The sequence below is a fragment of the Enterobacter chinensis genome, assembly GCF_034008295.1.
Lineage (GTDB): Bacteria > Pseudomonadota > Gammaproteobacteria > Enterobacterales > Enterobacteriaceae > Enterobacter > Enterobacter chinensis.
The window spans coordinates 735,681-757,070 of record NZ_JARDVI010000001.1; the positions used below are offsets into that span (position 1 = coordinate 735,681).

The following is a 21,390-nucleotide window of genomic DNA, read 5'->3' on the forward strand; positions in this document are numbered from 1 at the left end:
AGACACCTATGTCATTAAGTCAGGACATTCTCGCCGAGCTGGCGGAAATTAAACCCGGTTCCCCTCTGGCTGAGGCGCGCGCCACGCGGGATGCCGCCACGCGCCACGCGCAGGGCAGCTACGAAATCCTCTTCAGCCAGCAGGATGATGATTTTGCACTCGACGAGCGTTTCGCCGTAGCGGCGAAAGTGGCCAGATGGCACAGCGCGGAGGCGCTGGCCGCACACTATGCGGGGTTTGGCCTGGCGGATCCCACCTCAGAACGCCTGACCCCGGCGCTGAATTTTGCGCGCCTGCTGACGTTCTCACCCGTTGAAGCCACGCCGGCCGCGTTAAAGGCATTGACCCAGGCGGGATGGAGCAAGGAAGGCATCGTTACCCTGGCGCAGCTCATCGCGTTTGTGAGCTTCCAGAGCCGAATCATCACCGGGCTGCGGCTGCTGAACGACAAACCCGTCGCCACAAGCGATGCACCGGTGGCTGCGGGCCACTGGCACACGACCGCAACAACGGCCACCGGGAAGGCGGCCCCCGTCGTATTTACCCAGCAGGAGCTGGGATGGGAGCCATGGATAGCCGCCAAACCGCTGGCGGATTTTCGTGACGATGAGGTTGCGATCCTGGCAAAATTTGGTCATACCGATTCCGACTATTTCCGCCTGCTGGGGCGCAACCTGCCGGTGCTTGAACAGCGCACGCTGACGGATAAAGGGATTTTTTATACCCCGGGGGGATTGCCGCGCGCCGAGCGCGAGCTGGCCGCAACGGTCGCCAGTAAAATCAACGGCTGCATCTACTGCGCATCTGTCCATGCGCGTAAAGCCAGCCAGCTGTCAAAGGATGACGCGGCGGTAGAGGCGCTTCTGGCGGTGCGTCCGGGACAATCCCTGAGCGAGGGGCAGTCCGCGCGCTGGCAGGCGGAAATTAACTTTGCGGCGGCGCTGTCGGTTACGCCGCCTGCCGCCACGCCGCTGCACCTTGCCGCAGTCGAAAAAGAGGGGCTGGATACCTTAGCGCAGCTTGACCTGGTGCAATCCGCGGCATTCTTCGCCTGGGCCAACCGCCTGATGCTGACGCTGGGAGAACCCTGGCTTGCATGACCCGATCAGGCTAGCGCGCGAGCGTTAGCCTGAGCCTGTCTGGCCCGCAGTAAACCGTAAATCAGCAGCGCACTCATGGCCGAGAAAGAGAGCATCGCCGCAGGCAGCGTAACGTAGTTCCAGCTAAAGCCGAGGGTAATCATCATCCCGCCAAAGTACGCGCCAATCGCGCTGCCGAGATTAAACGCCATCTGCCCGCCCGCGGCTCCCAGCATCTCCCCGCCCTTCGCATTTTGCAGAAGCAGGATTTGCAGTGGCGCAGAAAGCGCGAACAGCCCGGCGCAGCAGATAAAGCCCATGACCAGCGAGGCCGTTTTCAGTTCGCCAAAGGCGAAAAGCAGCAGCAGCGAGGCGACAATCACCATGTCGGTGGTGGCCGCAATGCGCAGCGGGCTAAAGCGACCCGAGAGTTTACCGCTCAACAGATTGCCCAACACCATGCCAAGGCCCATCAGCATCATGATGATTGTCATCATACCTTCCGGGAAGCCCGAAACGTTGACCATAAACGGTTTAACGAAGCTGAACCAGGCGAACACGCCGGCATTGCCAAACATCGTGGCGGCAAAAATCAGCCAGGGTTCTGGTTTTTTCAGAAACTGGAACTGCTCGGTTAATTTAATTTCTGATTTGTCACGGATGTCCGGCACCCAGAGCAGCACAGAGAGGATCACCAGCGTATTGAACACGGCAATCAGGAAAAAGGTGTAACGCCAGCTGAACTGGTGCCCCAGCCAGGTGCCCAGCGGAACGCCCACCAGGTTGGCCACCGTCATGCCGGCGATCATCCCTGCCACCGCGACAGTCACCTTCCCCGGTGGCGCAATTTTGGAGAGGATAATCGCCCCGACGCCGAAAATCGCGCCGTGAGGGAATCCTGAAATTAAGCGCCCCGTCGCCAGCCAGAAATACGACGTTGAAAAGGTAAACAGGGCGTTTCCGACGGCGGACATTGCCACCAGAAACAGCAGCGTCGTTTTTAACGAGAGCTTGCCAGAAAACAGAGCCATAATCGGCGCGCCAATCACCACCCCGAAGGCATAAAACGAGATCATATTCCCGGCAGAGGGAATTGAAATGCCGGTGTCATGTGCCAGCTCGGTTAACACTCCCATAATGCCAAATTCAGCCATTCCCAGGCCAAAGGTGCTCAGCGCCAACGAAAAAATTGTCTTTTTCATACTTCAACCACTGGTTAATCACTCGCGACGGGCATTATTGAATAATCTTGTATGGTGAGCCAGTTCAAATCAGCTGGCTGACACGTTAATCCATTAATTCAGGTGGATTACACTTCATAGTGCGGCCTCGCTTTTTCCCGCGCCGGACAACCTGAGGATGACAATCATGGGAAGCAAAAAGAAAACCAGTGTCGCTGTTGATGTCGAAAAGAATGCACCGCTAAAGACCAAAGAGTATGAAAATGAGCTCCGCCGCCTGCACGTTGAACTGGTTAAGCTCCAGCAGTGGGTCGTCGCCAAAGGACTAAAGGTGTGTATCGTTTTTGAAGGACGCGACGGTGCCGGCAAGGGTGGCACCATTAAAGCGATTACCGAGCGCGTCAGCCCTCGCGTATTTCGCGTTGTTGCGCTCCCTGCCCCGACCGATAAAGAAAAAAGCCAGCTTTACTTTCAGCGTTATGTACCGCACCTGCCTTCAGCTGGCGAGATCGTGATTTTCGATCGCAGCTGGTACAACCGTGCGGGTGTGGAACGGGTGATGGGGTTCTGTACAGAGGAACAGGTTGAGAAATTTTTGGACGGCACGCCGGTCATGGAAAAAGCGATGGTCGATGCTGGCATTATCCTGCTGAAGTACTGGCTGGAGGTGACGCCTAAAGAGCAGGAGCGCCGCCTGCGCGACCGTATTAACGATGGTCGTAAAATCTGGAAGCTATCGCCGATGGATATTAAATCTTTTAACCTGTGGGACGAGTACACCCGCGCACGCGACGCCATGTTTGAAGCCACCGACACCGCCTGGGCACCGTGGTTTGTGGCGCGTTCAGAGGATAAAAAACGCGTGCGTCTGAATATTATTTCGCACCTGCTTTCGCAGATCCCCTATAAAGAAATACACGTAGAAAAGGTGGATTTACCGAAACGCAAAATTGGTAAAGTTAAACCCACAAAATACCCGTTCCGGTATATTGCCGAGAAGTTTTAATATTATTGGAAGACAGCTCGCAGAATGTAGATTACCAGGGGGAACGGTATTGTTTTTTGTTGGCTGCGGTTGATAATAACCGCACCAACAAAGGAGATGAAAATGAAACCAAACCGAAGCAAAGACTATGGCAAAAGGGAACCCGTGGCGGGCGGAGTCTCCCGTGCAGCCCAGACACCAGAGTCGCGGAGACGACAGCATCAACAAGATAAGGAGTTCATAAGAGCCATGAATGAATTTACGGCTAAAGCGGGATTATTATCAGACGATCCTTTCTTCGGAGGGATTTAATGTGCTTTCAGTTTGACGTTTACCGTAATCCTTCAGAGAGAACGCGCGACTACCAGCCCTATTTTCTGATGATTCAACATGACTATTATGATGACTTATCAACAAGACTGATTATTCCATTAAGTTATCATCACTATTTACGTGGACATATCAACGCCGCGATGCCTTTAGTAAATATTGATTTTGAGCGATATTTCCTTAACACCGCGGGCATAACACACGTGGAGAAAAAGAAACTAAATAATAAAAATTATGTATGCAATCTTCGCAACGCGAGAAGTACTGTGATTGCGGCGATAGATGCGTTGGTAACCAATACATAACGTAGGCCCGCGCAAGCGCAGCGCCGCCGGGCAAAGCCGACGGCGCAAGGCTCACTTCATTCCTTCCGTACTTTCCTGTTTCGCTTCCAGTCGTTCCACATCACGGTACCAGCGCGGGTGATGTTTCTGCGCCCAGCGGCGGCTTACCTTCCCTTCAATCATCCCTTTGATCGACCCCTTCACCCAGAACGCCATATACATATGGATCAGGATGGCATGAATAAGAATGATGGCCGATGTCGCGTGGATCAGCAGCGCGTAGCGCACTGCCTGGATCGGGAAATAGTGCGCAAAATACGGTCGCCAGATAATCACCCCGGTCACCAGCAGCACAAAAATCATGCTCATGATGGTCCAGAACATCATCTTCTGCCCGGCGTTGTATTTGCCCACCTTTGCGACTTTATGCTCGTTGCCTTTCAGGACTTCAACAATCCCTTTCACCCACGGAATATCCTGTTTGTCAGGAATATTGTGATGAACAAAGCGCACGAACATAAACATCAACACCACGAAAATCAGCACGCCAAAGAACGGGTGCAGAATGCGCCCCATCTGCGGAGTGCCGAAGGTCTCGGTCAGCCACTGCAGCGTCGGGAAGAAGAACGAAATCCCCGACACCGCCACCAGGAAGAAGCAGATCACGACCGTCCAGTGACAGGCGCGGTCAACGAACTTCGTGCGCACGATCGTTTTCGACTTACTCATGATGCTCCTCCTCGTCGTCGTCCACCTCTTTGTTTGGCCCGATACCGATGTAGTGATAAATCAGCCCGGCAAAGGTGGCGATAAAGCCCGCCGCCGAGAGCGGTTTAAGCGCCCCTTTCCACAGGTTGATCGACGTATCGATCGCCGGATCCTTCGGCAGGTTGTGGTACAGCTCCGGCTGGTCGTTATGGTGCAACACATACATCACGTGCGTGCCGCCCACGCCCTGCGGGTTATAGATGCCCGCATTCTCAAAGCCGCGCGCTTTCAGCTTGTCCACCCGCGCCTGCGCCACATCCAGCATCTCTTTCTTGGTACCAAAATGAATAGCGCCGGTTGGACAGGTCTTAACGCAGGCGGGCTCCTGCCCGATGCTGACGCGGTCCACGCACAGGGTGCATTTATATACCCGGTTATCCTCTTTATTGAGGCGCGGGATATTAAACGGACAGCCCGCGATGCAGTAGCCGCAGCCGATGCAGTTGTCCTGCTGGAAGTCGACGATCCCGTTGGCGTACTGAATAATCGCGCCGGCAGACGGGCACGCCTTCAGGCAGCCCGGATCTTCACAGTGCATGCAGCCGTCTTTGCGGATCAGCCACTCCAGCCTGCCGTTCTGGTCGGTTTCGCTAAAGCGCATTACCGTCCAGGATTTGGCGCTCAGATCCGCCGGGTTGTCGTAGACCCCAACGCAGTGCCCCACCTCGTCGCGGATATCATTCCACTCCGAGCAGGCCACCTGGCAGGCCTTACAGCCCACGCAGGAGGAGACGTCGATAAGCTTGGCAACCTCGGCCTTATAGTCCCGCGCGCGAGGCGCGGGGGTCATCGGGTTGGTCGCGGAGCGTTTAATCACGTCTTGTGTTTCCATCGCCATCTAATCGCTCCTTACGCTTTCTCGATGTTGACCAGAAACGCCTTGTACTCCGGCGTTTGCGAGTTGGCGTCGCCGACGTTAGGCGTCAGGGTGTTGGCGATATAGCCTTTCTGCGCCACGCCCTCAAAGCCCCAGTGCAGCGGAATACCGACGGTTTCCACCTGCTGCCCATGCACGTTCAGGCTTTGCAAACGACGGGTCACCACCGCCACCGCGCGAATAAAGCCGCGCTTGCTGCTCACCTTCACGCGGTCGCCGTTGGCGATGCCTTTCGTCTTCGCCAGCGTTTCGCTTATCTCCACAAACTGTTCCGGCTGCGCGATGGCGTTAAGCCGCGCGTGCTTGGTCCAGGTATGGAAATGCTCGGTCAGGCGGTAGGTCGTGCCCACGTACGGGAATTTGTCCTTTTTGCCCAGGCGCAGGACGTCGTCTTCGTAGATACGCACCACCGGGCTGGAGATAACGTTCGGGTGCAGCGGGTTCGTACCCAGCGGCGTCTCCATCGGCTCGTAGTGTTCCGGGAACGGCCCTTCCGCCAGTTTGTCGAGGGCAAACAAGCGTCCCAGTCCTTCCGGCTGCATGATAAACGGCCCGGTGTTACTGCCCGGCGCGGCGGTGTTGTAGTCCGGGATATCGTTCCCCGTCCACCTGGCTCCGTTCCACTGGATCAGCATGCGCTTCGGATCCCACGGCTTGCCGTTGATATCCGCCGACGCGCGGTTGTACAGCACGCGACGGTTCAGCGGCCACGCCCATGCCCAGCCCAGCGTGTTGCCGAGCCCGGAAGGGTCCGCGTTGTCGCGGTTGGCCATCTGGTTACCCTGCTCCGTCCAGCTCCCGGTGTAGATCCAGCAGGACGAAGCCGTCGTCCCGTCGTCGCGCAGCAGCGCGAAGCTGTTCAGCAACTGGCCTTTTTTCGCCACCAGCGTGCCGTTGGCATCATAGAGATCGTCCAACGCCACGCCGTTGTTCTCTTTCGCCACTTCTTCAGACTCGGGACGATCCGGCTGCTTATAGCTCCAGCTCATCTTCAGCAGCGGCTCAGCGCCTTTGCCGCCTTCGGTGCGGTACATCTCGCGCAGGCGATGGTAAATCCCGGCCAGGATCTCGCCGTCGTTACGCGCTTCACCCGGTGCGTCCTGCCCCTTCCAGTGCCACTGCAGCCAGCGGCCGGAGTTGGCAATAGAGCCGTCCTCTTCCGCAAAGCAGGTGGACGGCAGGCGGAACACTTCGGTCTGAATCGACGCCGGATCGACATCGTTCGATTCACCGTGGTTCTGCCAGAAGGTGGAGGTCTCGGTCACCAGCGGATCGATAACGACCATGTACTTCAGCTTGCTCAGGCTGCGAACCACTTTGTTTTTATCCGGGAACGAGGCCACCGGGTTAAAGCCCTGGCAGATGTACCCCGTGACGTTACCCTTATCCATCATGTTGAAATATTTGATAACGTCGTAAGCCTGGTCCCACTTCGGTAACCACTCAAAGCCCCAGTCATTCTCTTTCTGCGCCGCGTCGCCGTAGAAGGATTTCATCAGGCTGACGTAGAACTTCGGATAGTTGCTCCAGTAGTTTACCTGGTCCGGCAGCGTCGCTTTTGGCGTGTTCGCCGCCAGGTACGTTTGCAGTTCCGCCTGCTTTTCCGAAGGCAGCGTCAGGTAGCCCGGCAGGCTGGTGGACAGCAGGCCGAGGTCGGTCAGGCCCTGAATATTGGAGTGACCGCGCAGGGCGTTCACGCCGCCGCCTGCCATGCCCATATTGCCCAGCAGCAGCTGGATCATCGCCATGGTACGGATGTTCTGCGCGCCAACGGTATGCTGCGTCCAGCCCAGCGCATACAGGAACGTAGTGGTTCTGTCTGCGGCACTGGTAGAGGCCAGCACTTCACACACTTTCAGGAAGTCCGCTTTCGGCGTGCCGCAGATGTTCTCCACCACGTCCGGCGTATAGCGTGAAACGTGCTGTTTCAGCAGGTTCCATACGCAGCGCGGATGCGTCAGCGTTTCATCGCGCATCGCGTAGCCGTTTTCATCGAACTGATAGTTCCAGGAGGACTTATCATACTGGCGTTTTTCGGCGTCATAGCCGCTAAACAGCCCGTCATCGAAGGTAAAATCATCCCGCACCAGCAGGTTCGCGTTGGTGTAGTGTTTAACGTATTCCGCGTTAATTTTGTTGTTTTCAATCAGGTACAGCAGGACGCCAGACAGGAACGTAATGTCCGTACCGGAGCGAATAGGCGCATAGATATCGGCCACCGACGCCGTGCGCGTGAAGCGCGGATCGACGACGATGAGCGTCGCATCATTGTTGTTTTTCGCTTCCATCGCCCAGCGGAACCCCACCGGATGGGCTTCAGCGGCGTTACCGCCCATCACCACCACGACGTTCGCATTTTTGATATCAACCCAGTGGTTGGTCATCGCACCGCGACCAAATGTTGGAGCAAGACTTGCTACCGTTGGTCCGTGTCAGACGCGCGCCTGGTTGTCTACCGCCAGCATGCCGAGAGAGCGCACAAATTTTTGCGTCAGCATGCCGGTTTCATTACTTGCCGCAGAGGCGCATAGCATGCCGGTGGAAAGCCAGCGGTTGACCGTCACGCCCTGCGCGTTCTTTTCAATAAAGTTGGCGTCGCGGTCGGCTTTCATTAATTTTGCGATACGGGAGAACGCCTCATCCCAGGAGATACGCTGCCATTTGTCAGAGCCCGGCGCGCGGTATTCCGGATAGCGCAGGCGGTTTTCGCTGTGCACGTAGTCCAGCAGCCCCGCCCCTTTAGGGCACAGCGCCCCGCGGCTCACCGGATGATCCGGGTCCCCTTCGATATGGTAAATCGCTTCTCTGGCGTTCTTCGCGCCATCGCCCAGGCTATACATTAAAAGCCCACAACCTACGGAGCAGTATGTGCAGGTGTTACGGATCTCTTTCGCGCGCAGCAGCTTATAGTTGCGTGCCTGAGCCAGCGCCATTTTGGGAGCAAAACCCAACATAGCGGCTGTTGTTCCGGCCATACCGCCCGCGCAGATTTTGAAAAATTGTCTGCGGCTGACGTCCATTGTTGTCCTCGTTATCTGATAAGACTTCGTGGCGCAAACTAGCAGCAAAGCCCCTGTTTTTTTTGCGTCAAATCAAAGTCATCTCCCTTCCCCCCCTTAATAGTCACCTCCGGTACGGTTAAATACCCCTTTTTGATTAACGGCTTAAGAGAATAATTCGCGACAGCATCAGGATTAATGCGATACATTTTCTGTTCGATTTTCATTGCAATGGCTAAGTCATGGACAGAAAGAGAGCAACGCTTATTGGGCTGGCGGCGATACTGCTATGGAGCACCATGGTCGGCCTTATTCGCAGCGTGAGCGAAGGGCTGGGGCCGGTAGGCGGCGCGGCGATGATATACACCCTCAGCGGATTACTGTGTCTGGTGACGGTAGGATTTCCTGATATCAGGCGGTTTTCACCCCGCTATCTTATTGCCGGCAGCGTTTTATTTGTCAGCTACGAAATATGCCTGGCGCTGTCGCTGGGCTATGCCGCAACGCGCGCTCAGGCCATTGAAGTCGGTATGGTGAATTACCTCTGGCCAAGCCTGACGATTGTGTTTGCTATTTTGTTCAATGGGCAAAAATCTACCCTGTGGGTGATCCCCGGGTTAGCTATCTCACTGCTGGGCGTCTGCTGGGTATTAGGGGGCGAGCAAGGGTTACATCTTGATGAAATAACCCGCAATATCGTGTCTAGTCCGCTGAGCTATGCGCTGGCATTCGCCGGGGCATTTATTTGGGCGGCCTACTGCACCGTAACCAGTAAATTTGCGAAAGGGCAAAACGGTATCACCCTGTTTGTTTTGCTCACAGCGCTGAGTCTGTGGGTGAAATATGCCCTCAGCGATCAGCCTGATATGGTGTTCACGCTTCCGGTGGTGGTAAAACTCGTGATGTGCGGGGTCGCCCTTGGGTTGGGTTACGCCGCATGGAATATTGGCATCCTTCACGGTAACGTCACGGTACTGGCTGCCGTCTCCTATTTTACCCCGGTTCTCTCAGCCGCGCTTGCCGCCGCAGTGCTGAATTCCCCGCTCTCCTTCGCGTTCTGGCAAGGCGCGCTGATGGTCTGCGCCGGGTCGTTGCTTTGCTGGTACGCGACAAGAAAATAATACCTGTTTTGCTGTCGGGGAATATTTATCCCGACAGCGAAAATTTAACATAAATTTAATATCTGAGCGCACGTCAAAATATTCATCTGTACAGTAGAATACGTGTTTAGCTTCTGTTTATATTCCACACCCTTTCGTAAGTTTTCGTCTTCCCGCATTGACATAAATTGACACCGGCAAGTGATTAGTTTCTTGCAAATACTCACAATATTAATAGCACGAAGTGCAATAGTATGTTTCTGTGTGTTTCTATTAAAACCACGAAAATCCCGTGCCATAAAGGACTGCAAACAAGGCTTAAAGGCTTAAAAGAAGGTCTCCACCCCATCAAAAGCACGGCAAAACCGACAATTACCACTTTTTATAAAAACATCATGTAACTATATTTACAGCAATCAATTCCGCATGAAACTGATTAAATCCTCACCATTTCACGCTATCTCATCGCCATTTATCCGATCTCGATCACACTAACTGAAATTATTGCTAATAATTTGAAACTTATTATTGAAATAGGACTACAAGATTTTTAAAAATAGCATGCCATTGACGATAAGCCTCGTTTAGAAATCGTTCAAAGTGGCTCAGGAAATACCAAAGAAAATTATAAGGAATATTTAAGATGAAACTTAAATTAGTTGCAGTGGCAGTGACTTCCATGTTGGCAGCAGGCGTTGTAAACGCGGCTGAAGTTTATAACAAAGACGGTAACAAGCTGGATCTGTACGGTAAAGTAACAGGTCTGCACTATTTCTCTGATGATACTGATAACGACGGCGACAAAACTTACGTTCGTCTGGGCTTCAAAGGCGAAACTCAGATCAACGATCAGCTGACCGGTTACGGCCAGTGGGAATATGAGTTCAAAGGCAACCGTTCTGAATCCCAGGGCGCTGACGGCAACAAAACCCGTCTGGCATTCGCGGGTCTGAAATTCAACGAATTCGGTTCATTCGACTACGGTCGTAACTACGGTGTTGCTTACGACATCGGCGCATGGACTGACGTTCTGCCAGAGTTCGGTGGCGATACCTGGACTCAGACTGATGGCTTTATGACTGGCCGTACGACTGGCGTTGCAACCTACCGTAACACCGACTTCTTCGGTCTGGTTGACGGTCTGAACGTTGCCGCTCAGTACCAGGGTAAAAACGACCGTAATGACATCACCGAAGCAAACGGTGACGGCTGGGGTCTGTCTTCTACCTATGAAATGGACGGCTTCGGTGTCGGTGCAACCTACGCGAAATCTGACCGTACTGACCGTCAGGTTGCTGCAGGTCGCGTCGCTAACACCGTTAACGCTGGCGGCGAGAACGCAGAAGTATGGGCTGCTGGCCTGAAATACGATGCGAACAACATCTACCTGGCAACCACCTACTCTGAAACCCGCAACATGACCAACTTCGGTGACGGTTATATCGCGAACAAAGCTCAGAACTTCGAAGTTGTTGCTCAGTACCAGTTCGACTTCGGCCTGCGTCCATCCATCGCTTACCTGAAATCCAAAGGTAAAGACATCGGTTCATACGGCGACCAGGATCTGGTTGAATACGTTGACGTTGGCGCGAGCTACTACTTCAACAAAAACATGTCTACCTATGTTGATTACAAAATCAACCTGGTTGACGACAACAGCTTCACCAAAGCAACTGGCGTTGCTACCGACAACATCGTAGCTGTAGGCCTGACCTACCAGTTCTAAGATTTGTCACAATAAAAGGCCAGCCCATGTGGCTGGCTTTTTTTATACGGATTTCTGGCGTCAAAAAGGAGTACGCCATGCACATATTCAAAGGACGCTGCTTGTGCGGAATGAGTCAGTTCAGCGTGAGCCTCAATAATTTTGACGTATACGCATGTCACTGCACGCAATGCCAGAAGTGGTCGGGTGGTATTGCCATGTATCTTGAGACACAGGGCCAGCCGCTGGTAGAGCAAGACTCCATCTCCCCTTCTCATTTCGCATCATCCGCGCGCGGCGAACGCTGGTTCTGTCCCGGCTGCGGCTGCCCACTGTGGTTCAAGCTGACCACAACAGCGCGCTATTTCATTCCCTGGACGCTGCTTGAGATGAGCGAGGATGAACGACGCCGGCTGGTGCTTGCAGCAGAAATCTACACCGAAACCCAACCTGCGTTTTTTGGCCTGACCGGGCAATACGCACGCTACAGCGGATCGGAAATTGAAGCGCTGGATAAACACTGCCTGCTTACGCCGTAGACGGTTCAACGCCTGCTGCCCGACGAAGCCAGTTTTGCAGCAGCTTACCGTCCTCGGTCATCTCTGAATCGGCACGCACGCAGAGGTAATAGTCGCGCCCGTCGTCAATGGGTGAGTCAAATATCTTCACCAGCTCACCGCTTTCGAGATAAGGCGCAATCAGCGGCTCACGCATCAGCGCGCAGCCCAGCCCTGCCTGTACGCCCGCCAGCGTCAACAGCCCATCTTCAAACAGGGGGCCGCTGCGCCGCAGAGGACGTTTTACCCCCTGCAGCTGAAACCACTGCGGCCAGGTGGTGCGCTCCTCATCATGCAGCAGCGGCATTTGCAGCAGCTGCTCAGGGGTGTCGATATGGCCATGAACGCGCAAAAATGCGCGGCTGCACACCGGCACCATCTGTCCTGAAATCAGCTTTTCACTCTGATAGCCCGCCCACTGACCGTTCCCAAAACGAATCGACATGTCCGACGCGTCGCTCAGATAGTTACGGTGGTTGGCATACACCACGTTGATTTCGGTTTGCGGATTGGCGCGCATAAAAGCGGGCAAACGCGGGATAAACCACCCCATGCCAAAAAGCGGGATCAGGCTGATAGTGACCTGACGCGTTTGCGCCTGCTCCGCCAGATGCTCCGTCGCCTGGCGGAGAACGTTAAACGCCGCACGGATCGAGCGGTAGTATTCACGCCCGTGCTGGCTCAGAACCAGCCTGCGCCCCTGACGCTCCGTCAGCGGCATTTGCAGGTACCCTTCGAGCACCTTGAGCTGATGACTGACGGCCGACGGAGAGATAGCCAGCTCCTGCGCGGCCAGCGTGACGCTGCCCAGCCGGGCGATAGCCTCAAAGGCACGTACTGCCCGAAGCGGCGGATCGTTTGCAAGGCGACTCTCTGCATACGCAGACAGGCCAACCGATTGTTCTGTTTTATTCATATGTTGATTTCTTTAGGCTTTTCACCCAAAAACAAGTTTTTATTATCTTTATATAAATCATAAAGATAAAGCAATATCTATTTATCATAAGAAATAATAGATGTGTATTTTACAATTTAATTCATTTATTAGATGGTAGCCGCAGAAAGAGCACTTTGCGGGTACAAACGTTGGATACACTCATACAACAACTGATCAACGGTGTGATGCTGGGAAGCATCTACGCGCTGATCGCGCTGGGCTATACCATGGTGTATGGCATTTTGCGCATTATTAACTTTGCTCACGGCGATATTCTGATGGTCGGCGCGCTCACCACGCTTTCTGCCATCAACGCCCTGAATTCCACCTTCCCGCACATGCCGCTGCTGTTGCAGCTCGGCGTTGCGCTGGCGGTGTCCATGGCCGTTTGCGCCCTGCTGGCCATGGCCGTCGAGCGCTTTGCCTATCGCCGCCTGCGCAACGCCCCGCGCCTGGCACCGCTGATCTCCGGTATCGGCGTCTCGGTCCTGCTGCAAACCGTGGCGATGATTATCTGGACGCGCAACCCGCTGATGTTCCCGCAGATCCTGCCCATGGATCCGATTGCCATTACATCGGGAAGTGAAATGCATCCCCCCGCCATTGTGACCGTCACCGGCATTGTCACCGTGGCGCTGGCGCTTGCGGTAATGACCGGGCTGTGGCTGCTGGTGGAATACACCCGTCTGGGTCGCGGCATGCGCGCCGTGGCGGAAAACCCGCGCGTGGCCACGCTGATGGGGGTTAACCCAAACGCCATCATCACCCTGACGTTTGCTATTGGCGGAACGTTTGCCGCGCTGGCAGGCGTCATGATGGCCAGCAACTACGGCAACGCCAGCTTCTCAATGGGCTTTTTGCCCGGAATCAAAGCCTTTACCGCCGCCGTTCTGGGGGGCATTGGTAACATTCGTGGCGCAATGATTGGCGGCATCCTGCTCGGCATTATCGAAGCGCTGGGGGCGGGCTACCTGGGTGAACTGACCCACGGCGTGTTCGGCAGCAATTACCAGGATGTCTTTGCGTTCATCGTGCTGATTCTGGTGCTGGTCTTCCGTCCTGCAGGCCTGCTGGGCGAGCGCGTGGCAAACAGAGCGTAAGGGACACTATGACAACTCTTCAACTCCAGACCCCGGCGACGACGCGCAAGTTTTGGTCCGGCATGACATTTTTCTGCATCGCGCTGCTGATTGCGCCCGTGGTGGCCACGCAGCTTGGCGGCAACTACTGGGTGCGCGTCATCGACTTCGCCCTGCTCTACATTATGCTGGCGCTCGGGCTTAACATTGTGGTCGGCTATACCGGCCTGCTGGACATGGGCTTTATCGCCTTTTACGCGGTCGGGGCTTACCTCGCGGCGCTGATGGCGTCGCCACACCTGCTGGAGGTGTTCCCGATCCTCGGCGTCTGGTTCCCGGACGGGCTGCACACCTCTTATCTGCTCATCATTCCGCTGGCCGCACTCGTGGCGGCTGTCTGCGGCATTTTGCTGGGTGCCCCCACGCTGAAGCTGCGTGGAGACTATCTGGCGATAGTGACCCTCGGCTTTGGGGAGATTATCCGCATCCTGATGCGTAACCTCGATCGTCCGGTGAACATCACCAACGGTGCCAAGGGCATTACTGGGGTGGATACCCTGAACCTGTTCGGCCTGAAGTTCAGCGGCATATACCACTGGTTCGGCGTTAAAGTGCCTGCCCTGTGGCTGTGGTACTACCTGCTGATGCTGGTGATTATCGCGATCGTTTTCGTCTGCCTGCGCCTGCAGCATTCCCGTATTGGCCGCGCCTGGCACGCCATCCGTGAAGATGAGGATGTGGCCCGCGCGATGGGCATCAAGGTGCGTAACTATAAGCTGCTGGCCTTCGCGATGGGCGCCTCCTTTGGCGGCGTGGCGGGTGCACTTTTTGGCGCATTTCAGGGATTTGTCTCCCCGGAATCCTTCACGCTACAGGAATCCATCGCCGTGCTGGCGATGGTGGTGCTGGGCGGTATGGGGCACATACCGGGCGTGATCCTCGGCGCGGTACTGCTCACCGCCCTGCCGGAATTGTTGCGTAGCCAGGCGGCCCCGGTTCAGCAGGCGCTGTTCGGAGCGGTGCTGATTGACCCGGAAGTGTTACGTCAGCTGTTCTACGGCCTGGCACTGGTGCTGGTAATGCTGGTGCGTCCTTCCGGCATCTGGCCGGTACGCCACAAGGAGGTAAAGGCATGAGTCTGTTAACCGTACGCCATATGTCAAAACGCTTCGGCGGGCTGACTGCCGTGGATGATGTTTCGATTACCGTGAACAAGGGCGAGATCTACGGGCTGATTGGCCCCAACGGGGCGGGAAAAACTACCTGCTTTAACCTGATCACCGGGCTTTATCCGGCGGACAGCGGTGAGTTTTCCATTGCCGATAAGCCCTATTTTCCGAAGCAGATCGAGAAAGTCACCGCCGCCGGGATTGCGCGCACCTTCCAGAACGTGCGCCTCTTTAACGACATGTCGGTGTTGGAAAACGTGATGGTGGGCCGCCACGTGCGCACCCGTAACGGCGTGTGGGCCGCGCTGAGCCGCCACAAACGCGCCCGCGCGGAAGAGCGGCAGACCCGTGAGCTCGCCTGGCACTGGCTGGAATATACCGGCATTGCGCAGTTCGCCCACTATCGCGCCTGCGATCTGGCCTATGGTCATCAGCGTCGTCTTGAAATCGCCCGCGCGCTGGCAACGGATCCGCTCCTGCTGGCGCTGGACGAACCCGCCGCCGGCATGAACGCGGCGGAAAAAGTGGCGCTCGGCGAGCTGCTCATCCGCATCCGCGATGACGGCAAAACCCTGCTGATGATTGAACATGACGTCAAGCTGGTGATGGGCATCTGCGATCGCCTGACGGTGCTGGATTACGGCAAAACGCTCGCCAGCGGCACGCCGGAAAGCGTGCGTCGCGACCCTTTGGTGATCGCCGCCTGGCTTGGAGGCAATGCCCATGTCTGAATTACTCAAGGTCGAACGTCTGGACGTGCATTACGGCGGCATTCAGGCAGTACGCGACGTCTCCTTTACCCTGCACGAGGGCGAACAGGCTACGCTGATCGGCGCTAACGGCGCGGGTAAAAGCTCTACCGTGCGCGCCATCACCGGGCTGGAAAGCTTTAGCGGCAGCATTGAATTTAACGGTAAAGCGGTAGGCAAACACGGCCCCGACGCTCTGCTTCGCGACGGGTTGGTCATGGTTCCGGAGGGCCGCGGGATATTCTCCCGCATGACGGTACTGGAAAACCTGCAGATGGGCGCCTGGCTCAGGCGTGACACTGTCACCGTCAAGCAAGAAATGGCGGCGATTTTCGAGCGCTTCCCGCGTCTGGGCGAGCGCCAGCACCAGCTCGCCGGTCTGCTGTCCGGCGGCGAACAGCAGCTGCTGGCCCTTAACCGTGCCCTGCTCAGCCAGCCGCGCCTGTTAATCCTCGATGAACCGTCAATGGGCCTCGCCCCGAAGATGGTCGAAAACATTTTTGCCGTTATCGCCGGCCTGCGCGAGCGCGGCGTCGCCCTGCTGCTTATTGAGCAAAACGCCCGCCTGGCGCTGGAGGTGACCGACAGCGCGTGGGTAATGGACAGCGGCAGCATTGTTCATCGCGGCCAGTCAAAAGCGATGCTCGATGACGACCAGATTGCACAGATTTATTTGGGCGAAATGCCCGTTTAACAACACCAGCCAACATCAGGGAAATACAATGAAAACAGTAAAATTCAGAGCGCTCAGCGCCGCTATTCTGTTCAGCAGTGTTGCCTCAACGGCCGCGTGGGCCGCTGACGGTGAAACCGTGGTTATTGGTCTGGCGGGCCCGCTCACCGGCCCGTCTGCCCGTATCGGTAAAGATCTGGAGAACGGCGCGCAGCTGGCTATCGATGACATCAACAAGCAGCACCCAACCATCGGCGGCAAAGCGGTGACCTTCAAACTGCAGTCCGAAGACGATCAGTCCGACCCGCGCACCGCCGTGGCCGTTGCGCAGCGTCTGGTCGACAGCGGCGCGGCAGGCGTGGTCGGTCACTGGAACACCGGCACCAGCATTCCAGCAGCCCGCGTTTATCACGATGCGGGTATCGCACAGGTGGCACCGGTCGCAACCGGTCACGCGTATACCAAACAGGGTTTTGACACCAGCTTCCGCGTAATGGGCCACGACGATGACGGCGGCCAGCTCGCCGGCCAGTACGCGGTGAATACCCTGAAAGCCAAACGCATTGCGGTGATCGACGACCGTACCGCCTTTGGTCAGGGTCTGGCAGACCAGTTTATTAAATCGCTGGAAGCGCAGGGCGTGAAGATTGTCGATCGTCAGTACGTGGATGACAAAACGGTCGATTTCAGCGCCGTGCTGACCGCCATCCGCAGTAAAAATGCCGATCTGGTCTTCTTCGGCGGCGTCGACAGTCAGGCCGCACCGCTGGCGCGTCGTATCAAACAGCTGGGCATGAATGCCACGCTGATGGGCGCAGGCGGATTCGTCAGCCAGACGTTCCTGCAGCTGGCGCAAAAAGAGGGTGAAGGCGTTGTCGCTCTGGAGCCAGGTCTGCCCGTTGACCAGATGCCGGGCGGCAAAGCGTTTGAGCAGGCCTATCAGGAACGCTACCACACCCATATCGAACTGCACGCCCCGTTCGCCTATGACGCCACCCGCGTGCTGGTTGCGGCGATGGAAAAAGCAGACTCCGTTGAGCCGTCCAACTACCTGCCCGCCCTTCGCGCCATTAGCTACTCCGGCGTAACCGGGCAGATCGCGTTTGATAAAGAAGGCAATCTGAAATCGCCGTCGTTCACGGTCTACAAAGTTGTCGACGGCAAATGGCAGCCGCAGACCGTGCTGGGCGGCGCAAAAGCGAAGTAACGCAGCGAGGCAATGTGATGAGTGATAATAACGAGCTGGGCATTCTCGCCCGCCGCAAAATTGAAGCCGAAATTATTAAGCCAATTTATGAAATCCTGGTGCGCGAGATAGGGAAAACCCGCGCCCAGGCGGTGATTGGCGAGGCCATTGAGCAGGCCGCGATTGACGCAGGCAAAGCGTTTGCCAGCAAAGAGCCCAACGGCGCGGACGTAAAGAGTTTTATCGCCCTGCAGTATCTGTGGGAAAAAGACAACGCGCTGGACGTGAAGGTGATCGACGCCGACGACCAGCAATACAATTACAACGTCACCCGCTGTCGCTACGCAGAGATGTATCACGAGATGGGGCTGGGCGAAATCGGCCACCTGCTCTCCTGCGCGCGCGATGAAAAATTCATCGTTGGCTATGCGCCGGACGTGAAGCTAACCCGCACCACCACCATCATGCAGGGCGGCGCATGCTGTGATTTCCGCTACCGCAGCACTAAGGACAAGCCATGATTCACGTCAACGCTGAACGGCTGTGGTCAACGCTTGAGATGATGGCGCAGATCGGCGGCACGCCCGCCGGTGGCGTAACCCGCCTGGCGCTGAGCGAGGAAGATCGTATTGCGCGTAACCTGCTGCGCGACTGGGCGCGGGAGGCGGGTTTTACCTGCGACATCGACAGCATGGGCAACATGTTTATCCGTCGCGCGGGGAAAAACCCAGAACTCGCGCCGGTTTTGACCGGCTCGCACGTGGATACCCAGCCGCTGGGTGGCAACTACGACGGAATTTACGGCGTGCTGGCCGGACTGGAACTGCTGCGTACCCTCAATGACCATCACGTTGAGACGGAACGTGACGTTGTGCTGGTAAACTGGACCAACGAAGAAGGCGCGCGCTTCGCGCCAGCCATGCTCGCATCAGGCGTCTGGGCGGGCCAGCTTACCGAGGCGTTTGCTTACGCCCGGATGGACAGCAAACGCGTCACCGTTCGCGAGGCGCTTGAAGCGATAGGCTATCGCGGCGACATCCCGGCCCGTGCGTTTCCGGTTCACGCCTGCTACGAGCTGCACATCGAACAGGGCCCGATTCTGGAAGATGAAGCCCTGGATATCGGGCTCGTTCGCGCGGCAATGGGGCAGCGCTGGTTTACCCTGACGCTGGACGGTTTCGCCGCCCACGCAGGAACGACGCCAATGCACAGCCGCCGCGACGCGCTGACCGCCTTCGCTGAGCTGGCGCTGAAGGTGGAAACGATTGGCTATCGGCATGCGCCAGACGGACGCGCGACGATCGGTATGGCGCAGGTTACCCCAAACTCGCGTAACGTCGTGCCGTCTCGCGTGGTATGCAGCGTGGAGTTTCGCCATCCCTCGCAGGAGGCGCTGGAAGCCATGGAAGCGGCGCTGCATAAGGTGGCTGAAAGCCTGAGCCTGCGCGGCGTGGCGGCTGCCGTTGAACGCATTTTTGACTACGCGCCCATCGCGTTTGATGCCGAATGCCTGGCCCGCACGGAGAAGGCCGTCGCGGAACTGGGCTATTCGTCGAAGCCGATGGTCTCTGGCGCGGGACACGACACCTGCTATATCAGCAAGATTGCGCCTGCCAGCATGATTTTTATCCCCTGCGTGAAAGGCATCAGCCATAACGAAGCGGAGAGGATCCTGCCGGAATGGTCAGAGAAAGGGGCGAACGTGTTGTTACACAGCGTCCTCTCCGCAGCCCAGGAGAGATAAGCGCGGCGCGAAAGCAGCCCCTGCTTTCGCGCGACGCTAGACGGCAACGCGCCGGCTGATTTCAACAACCCGATCGCTGGGGAGGCGATAGTGGTTGATGACGTGCGCGCAGTTGCGCTTCATAAAGGCAAAAATGTGTCGTTGCCAGGCCGCCATACCCGCCCCGCCTTCGCCTGCCACAATGGTTTCATGTCCGACATACCAGGTGGTGTCATCCGTGGCAAAAAGTGCGTTAATCTCGCTGACGCCCTGCAGCAAATGCGGGATGTCCGGGTGTTCCATAAAACCATACTGCGCCACGCCGTGCCAGTAGCCCGGCGCGCGCTGCTCTACGCTGATGCGTTGTTCTTCCCCTACGTACGGCACATTCAGAATATCAATGGTAAGAGACAACACATCCCGCTGTAGCGCCCGGTTTCGCGCGACGTGCCAGCGCATCACCGGCGGGATATTGTGCTGCGTCCGGGTCAAAAATACCGCGGCGCCCGCCACTCTGGGCACCGTCTTTTGCTGAAGCTGGGCAAAGAAGGCATCCACGCTGACGCCCTTCTCGCCCACCGACGCGGATACTGCCCGAACGCCGCGGTGCCAGATCAGCATTACCGTACAAATGGCGGCGGCCATCAGTAGCGGAATATAGCCGCCTTCCAGGACCTTAATCAGATTGGCAAATAAGAAAGTGGCATCAATCACCAGGAAACAGAGCGCAATAACCGCACTGCTGACAAGGCTCCAGCGCCACACTTCCCGCATGGCGACGAACAACAGTCCCGTGGTCATCAGCATAGTTAACGACACGGCAATGCCGTACGCAGCGGCAAGCTTATCGGAGGATTTAAAGAACACCACCAGCCCGATAGTCACCACCATCAGCAGCCAGTTTATTGTCCCGATATAGATCTGACCGTAGCTTTCTGCCGCCGTCTGTTTTATGCGTAATCGCGGTAGCCAGCCAAGCTGAATGGCCTGGCGCGTCATGGAAAAGGCGCCGGTGATGATCGCCTGACTGGCGATGATTGTTGCCAGCGCGGCAAGAACAATAAGCGGAACCTGCAGCACCGGCGGACACAGCAGGTAAAAAAGATTTTGTTTGCTGTCGGCACCCGCCAGGATCAGCGCCGACTGGCCGGCATAGTTGAGCAGCAGCGAAGGAAAGACGACGCCGTACCAGGCAAGCCAGATAGGCTTTTTACCGAAATGTCCCATGTCGGCATACAGGGCCTCGGCCCCCGTCACGCAGAGAAAAACGCCGCCCAGGACCAGAAAACTGGTGTACCCATTCGAGAATAAAAACGCGATGCCGTAAGCAGGATTCAGGGCCAACAGTACGGAGGGGTGCTGAATGATTCCCCAGACACCCAGCGCGGCAATCACAAGAAACCATAGCGCCATCACCGGGCCAAATATCTTCCCTATACGGGCAGTACCAAATGGCTGGATCAGGAACAGCGCCAGCAGAACCGCAACCGTGAGGGGTAAGATGTACGGCTGCGATTCAGGAATGACCATCTCCAGCCCTTCCAGGGCGGAAAGCACGGAGATTGCCGGGGTTATCGCACCGTCACCGTAAATCAACGCTGCGCCGATGAGAGCGGCAAAAATGACCCAGCGTCCGCCTTTTCCTTTTTCCACCAGAAGCGACATCAGGGCCATAATGCCCCCCTCGCCATGATTATCAATTCGCATGGCGAAGGCGGCATATTTTATGGATGTCACTAGGATGAGTGTCCAGGTAATCAGGGAGAGCAGACCCAGTATGACGGCTGGCGTCGGGTCATGCTCAGAGAGCGAAAGCACCGTCCTGAAGGTATAAAGCGGGCTGGTGCCGATATCACCAAAAACGACGCCCAGTGCACCACCTGCAAGCAGGGTTAACCGGGAGAAGGGTTGGGACGGTTCACTGCTGTTGCGTGGGCTCATATTTTCCAGCAAGAATCAGATAATCCTTTAAAAAACATAGCCCATCAGCCCCACCCGCGCCAACCTCC

The 21,390-nt window shown here is 56.4% G+C and carries 19 protein-coding genes; 13 read left to right on the plus strand and 6 right to left on the minus strand.

The window, feature by feature from the left end:
* Positions 1-8 precede the first annotated feature (8 nt).
* A complete protein-coding gene (locus PYW49_RS03610; RefSeq protein WP_320385700.1) occupies positions 9-1,100 on the plus strand; it encodes an alkylhydroperoxidase domain protein in 1,092 nt (363 codons plus the stop codon).
* A 5-nt stretch (positions 1,101-1,105) separates the two neighbouring features.
* On the opposite strand, the gene araJ is transcribed toward PYW49_RS03610, so the two are convergent.
* A complete protein-coding gene (gene araJ / locus PYW49_RS03615) occupies positions 1,106-2,281 on the minus strand; it encodes an MFS transporter AraJ (protein WP_320385701.1) in 1,176 nt (391 codons plus the stop codon).
* Between the two features lie 166 nt (positions 2,282-2,447).
* Here araJ and ppk2 point away from each other — a divergent pair, with 166 nt between their 5' ends.
* Together ppk2 and PYW49_RS03625 are read left to right on the plus strand one after the other, a co-directional pair.
* A complete protein-coding gene (gene ppk2, locus PYW49_RS03620) occupies positions 2,448-3,266 on the plus strand; it encodes a polyphosphate kinase 2 (RefSeq protein ID WP_320385702.1) in 819 nt (272 codons plus the stop codon).
* Positions 3,267-3,556: 290 nt separating this feature from the next.
* Positions 3,557-3,880 carry a CcdB family protein gene (locus tag PYW49_RS03625; protein WP_320385703.1) on the plus strand — a complete coding sequence of 108 codons (324 nt, stop codon included), beginning with the start codon at positions 3,557-3,559 and terminating at the stop codon, positions 3,878-3,880.
* Positions 3,881-3,931: 51 nt separating this feature from the next.
* Here PYW49_RS03625 and fdnI read toward each other — a convergent pair whose 3' ends face one another.
* The 3 genes from fdnI to fdnG are packed head-to-tail and all read right to left on the minus strand — an operon-like array spanning position 3,932 to position 8,524.
* Positions 3,932-4,588 carry a formate dehydrogenase-N subunit gamma gene (gene fdnI, locus PYW49_RS03630; protein ID WP_320385704.1) on the minus strand — a complete coding sequence of 219 codons (657 nt, stop codon included), beginning with the start codon at positions 4,586-4,588 and terminating at the stop codon, positions 3,932-3,934.
* Positions 4,581-5,465 (minus strand): formate dehydrogenase subunit beta, encoded by an 885-nt coding sequence (gene fdxH, locus PYW49_RS03635; protein WP_320385705.1) that lies wholly within the window; start codon positions 5,463-5,465, stop codon positions 4,581-4,583. The genes fdnI and fdxH overlap by 8 nt, the downstream gene beginning before the upstream one ends.
* 11 nt (positions 5,466-5,476) lie before the next feature.
* Entirely contained in the window at positions 5,477-8,524 is a 3,048-nt protein-coding gene (fdnG, locus tag PYW49_RS03640; RefSeq protein ID WP_320385706.1) for a formate dehydrogenase-N subunit alpha, read from the minus strand.
* A gap of 221 nt (positions 8,525-8,745) precedes the next feature.
* Between fdnG and yddG the strand changes: the two genes are divergently transcribed.
* The 3 genes from yddG (at position 8,746) to PYW49_RS03655 (ending at position 11,847) form a co-directional block, all read left to right on the plus strand.
* A complete protein-coding gene (gene yddG / locus PYW49_RS03645; RefSeq protein ID WP_320385707.1) occupies positions 8,746-9,624 on the plus strand; it encodes an aromatic amino acid DMT transporter YddG in 879 nt (292 codons plus the stop codon).
* Between the two features lie 622 nt (positions 9,625-10,246).
* Entirely contained in the window at positions 10,247-11,329 is a 1,083-nt protein-coding gene (ompC, locus tag PYW49_RS03650; protein WP_134350401.1) for a porin OmpC, read from the plus strand.
* Between the two features lie 77 nt (positions 11,330-11,406).
* Positions 11,407-11,847 (plus strand): GFA family protein, encoded by a 441-nt coding sequence (locus tag PYW49_RS03655; RefSeq protein WP_134350402.1) that lies wholly within the window; start codon positions 11,407-11,409, stop codon positions 11,845-11,847.
* On the opposite strand, the gene PYW49_RS03660 is transcribed toward PYW49_RS03655, so the two are convergent.
* Positions 11,837-12,781, minus strand: a complete 945-nt coding sequence (locus tag PYW49_RS03660; RefSeq protein WP_134350403.1) for a LysR substrate-binding domain-containing protein — start codon at positions 12,779-12,781, stop codon at positions 11,837-11,839. The genes PYW49_RS03655 and PYW49_RS03660 overlap by 11 nt on opposite strands.
* 170 nt (positions 12,782-12,951) lie before the next feature.
* Here PYW49_RS03660 and PYW49_RS03665 point away from each other — a divergent pair, with 170 nt between their 5' ends.
* From PYW49_RS03665 to PYW49_RS03695, 7 genes are read left to right on the plus strand one after another with little or no spacing between them, the layout of a single operon-like run.
* Positions 12,952-13,902, plus strand: a complete 951-nt coding sequence (locus tag PYW49_RS03665; protein WP_320385708.1) for a branched-chain amino acid ABC transporter permease — start codon at positions 12,952-12,954, stop codon at positions 13,900-13,902.
* A gap of 8 nt (positions 13,903-13,910) precedes the next feature.
* A complete protein-coding gene (locus tag PYW49_RS03670; RefSeq protein ID WP_320385709.1) occupies positions 13,911-15,017 on the plus strand; it encodes a branched-chain amino acid ABC transporter permease in 1,107 nt (368 codons plus the stop codon).
* A complete protein-coding gene (locus PYW49_RS03675; RefSeq protein ID WP_134350406.1) occupies positions 15,014-15,781 on the plus strand; it encodes an ABC transporter ATP-binding protein in 768 nt (255 codons plus the stop codon). Before PYW49_RS03670 ends, PYW49_RS03675 begins: the two co-directional genes overlap by 4 nt.
* A complete protein-coding gene (locus PYW49_RS03680) occupies positions 15,774-16,493 on the plus strand; it encodes an ABC transporter ATP-binding protein (protein WP_320385710.1) in 720 nt (239 codons plus the stop codon). Before PYW49_RS03675 ends, PYW49_RS03680 begins: the two co-directional genes overlap by 8 nt.
* A gap of 28 nt (positions 16,494-16,521) precedes the next feature.
* Complete coding sequence (locus PYW49_RS03685; RefSeq protein WP_320385711.1) at positions 16,522-17,679, plus strand: branched-chain amino acid ABC transporter substrate-binding protein; 1,158 nt, start codon at positions 16,522-16,524, stop codon at positions 17,677-17,679.
* Positions 17,680-17,696: 17 nt separating this feature from the next.
* Positions 17,697-18,179, plus strand: coding sequence for an L-2-amino-thiazoline-4-carboxylic acid hydrolase (locus PYW49_RS03690; RefSeq protein ID WP_095449006.1), 483 nt, complete (start codon positions 17,697-17,699; stop codon positions 18,177-18,179).
* Positions 18,176-19,402, plus strand: a complete 1,227-nt coding sequence (locus PYW49_RS03695; RefSeq protein WP_320385712.1) for a Zn-dependent hydrolase — start codon at positions 18,176-18,178, stop codon at positions 19,400-19,402. The genes PYW49_RS03690 and PYW49_RS03695 overlap by 4 nt, the downstream gene beginning before the upstream one ends.
* Before the next feature lie 36 nt (positions 19,403-19,438).
* Here the strand turns inward: PYW49_RS03695 and PYW49_RS03700 are convergent, their stop codons facing one another.
* Positions 19,439-21,322, minus strand: a complete 1,884-nt coding sequence (locus PYW49_RS03700) for a potassium transporter Kup (protein WP_320385713.1) — start codon at positions 21,320-21,322, stop codon at positions 19,439-19,441.
* Between the last annotated feature and the right edge of the window lie 68 nt (positions 21,323-21,390).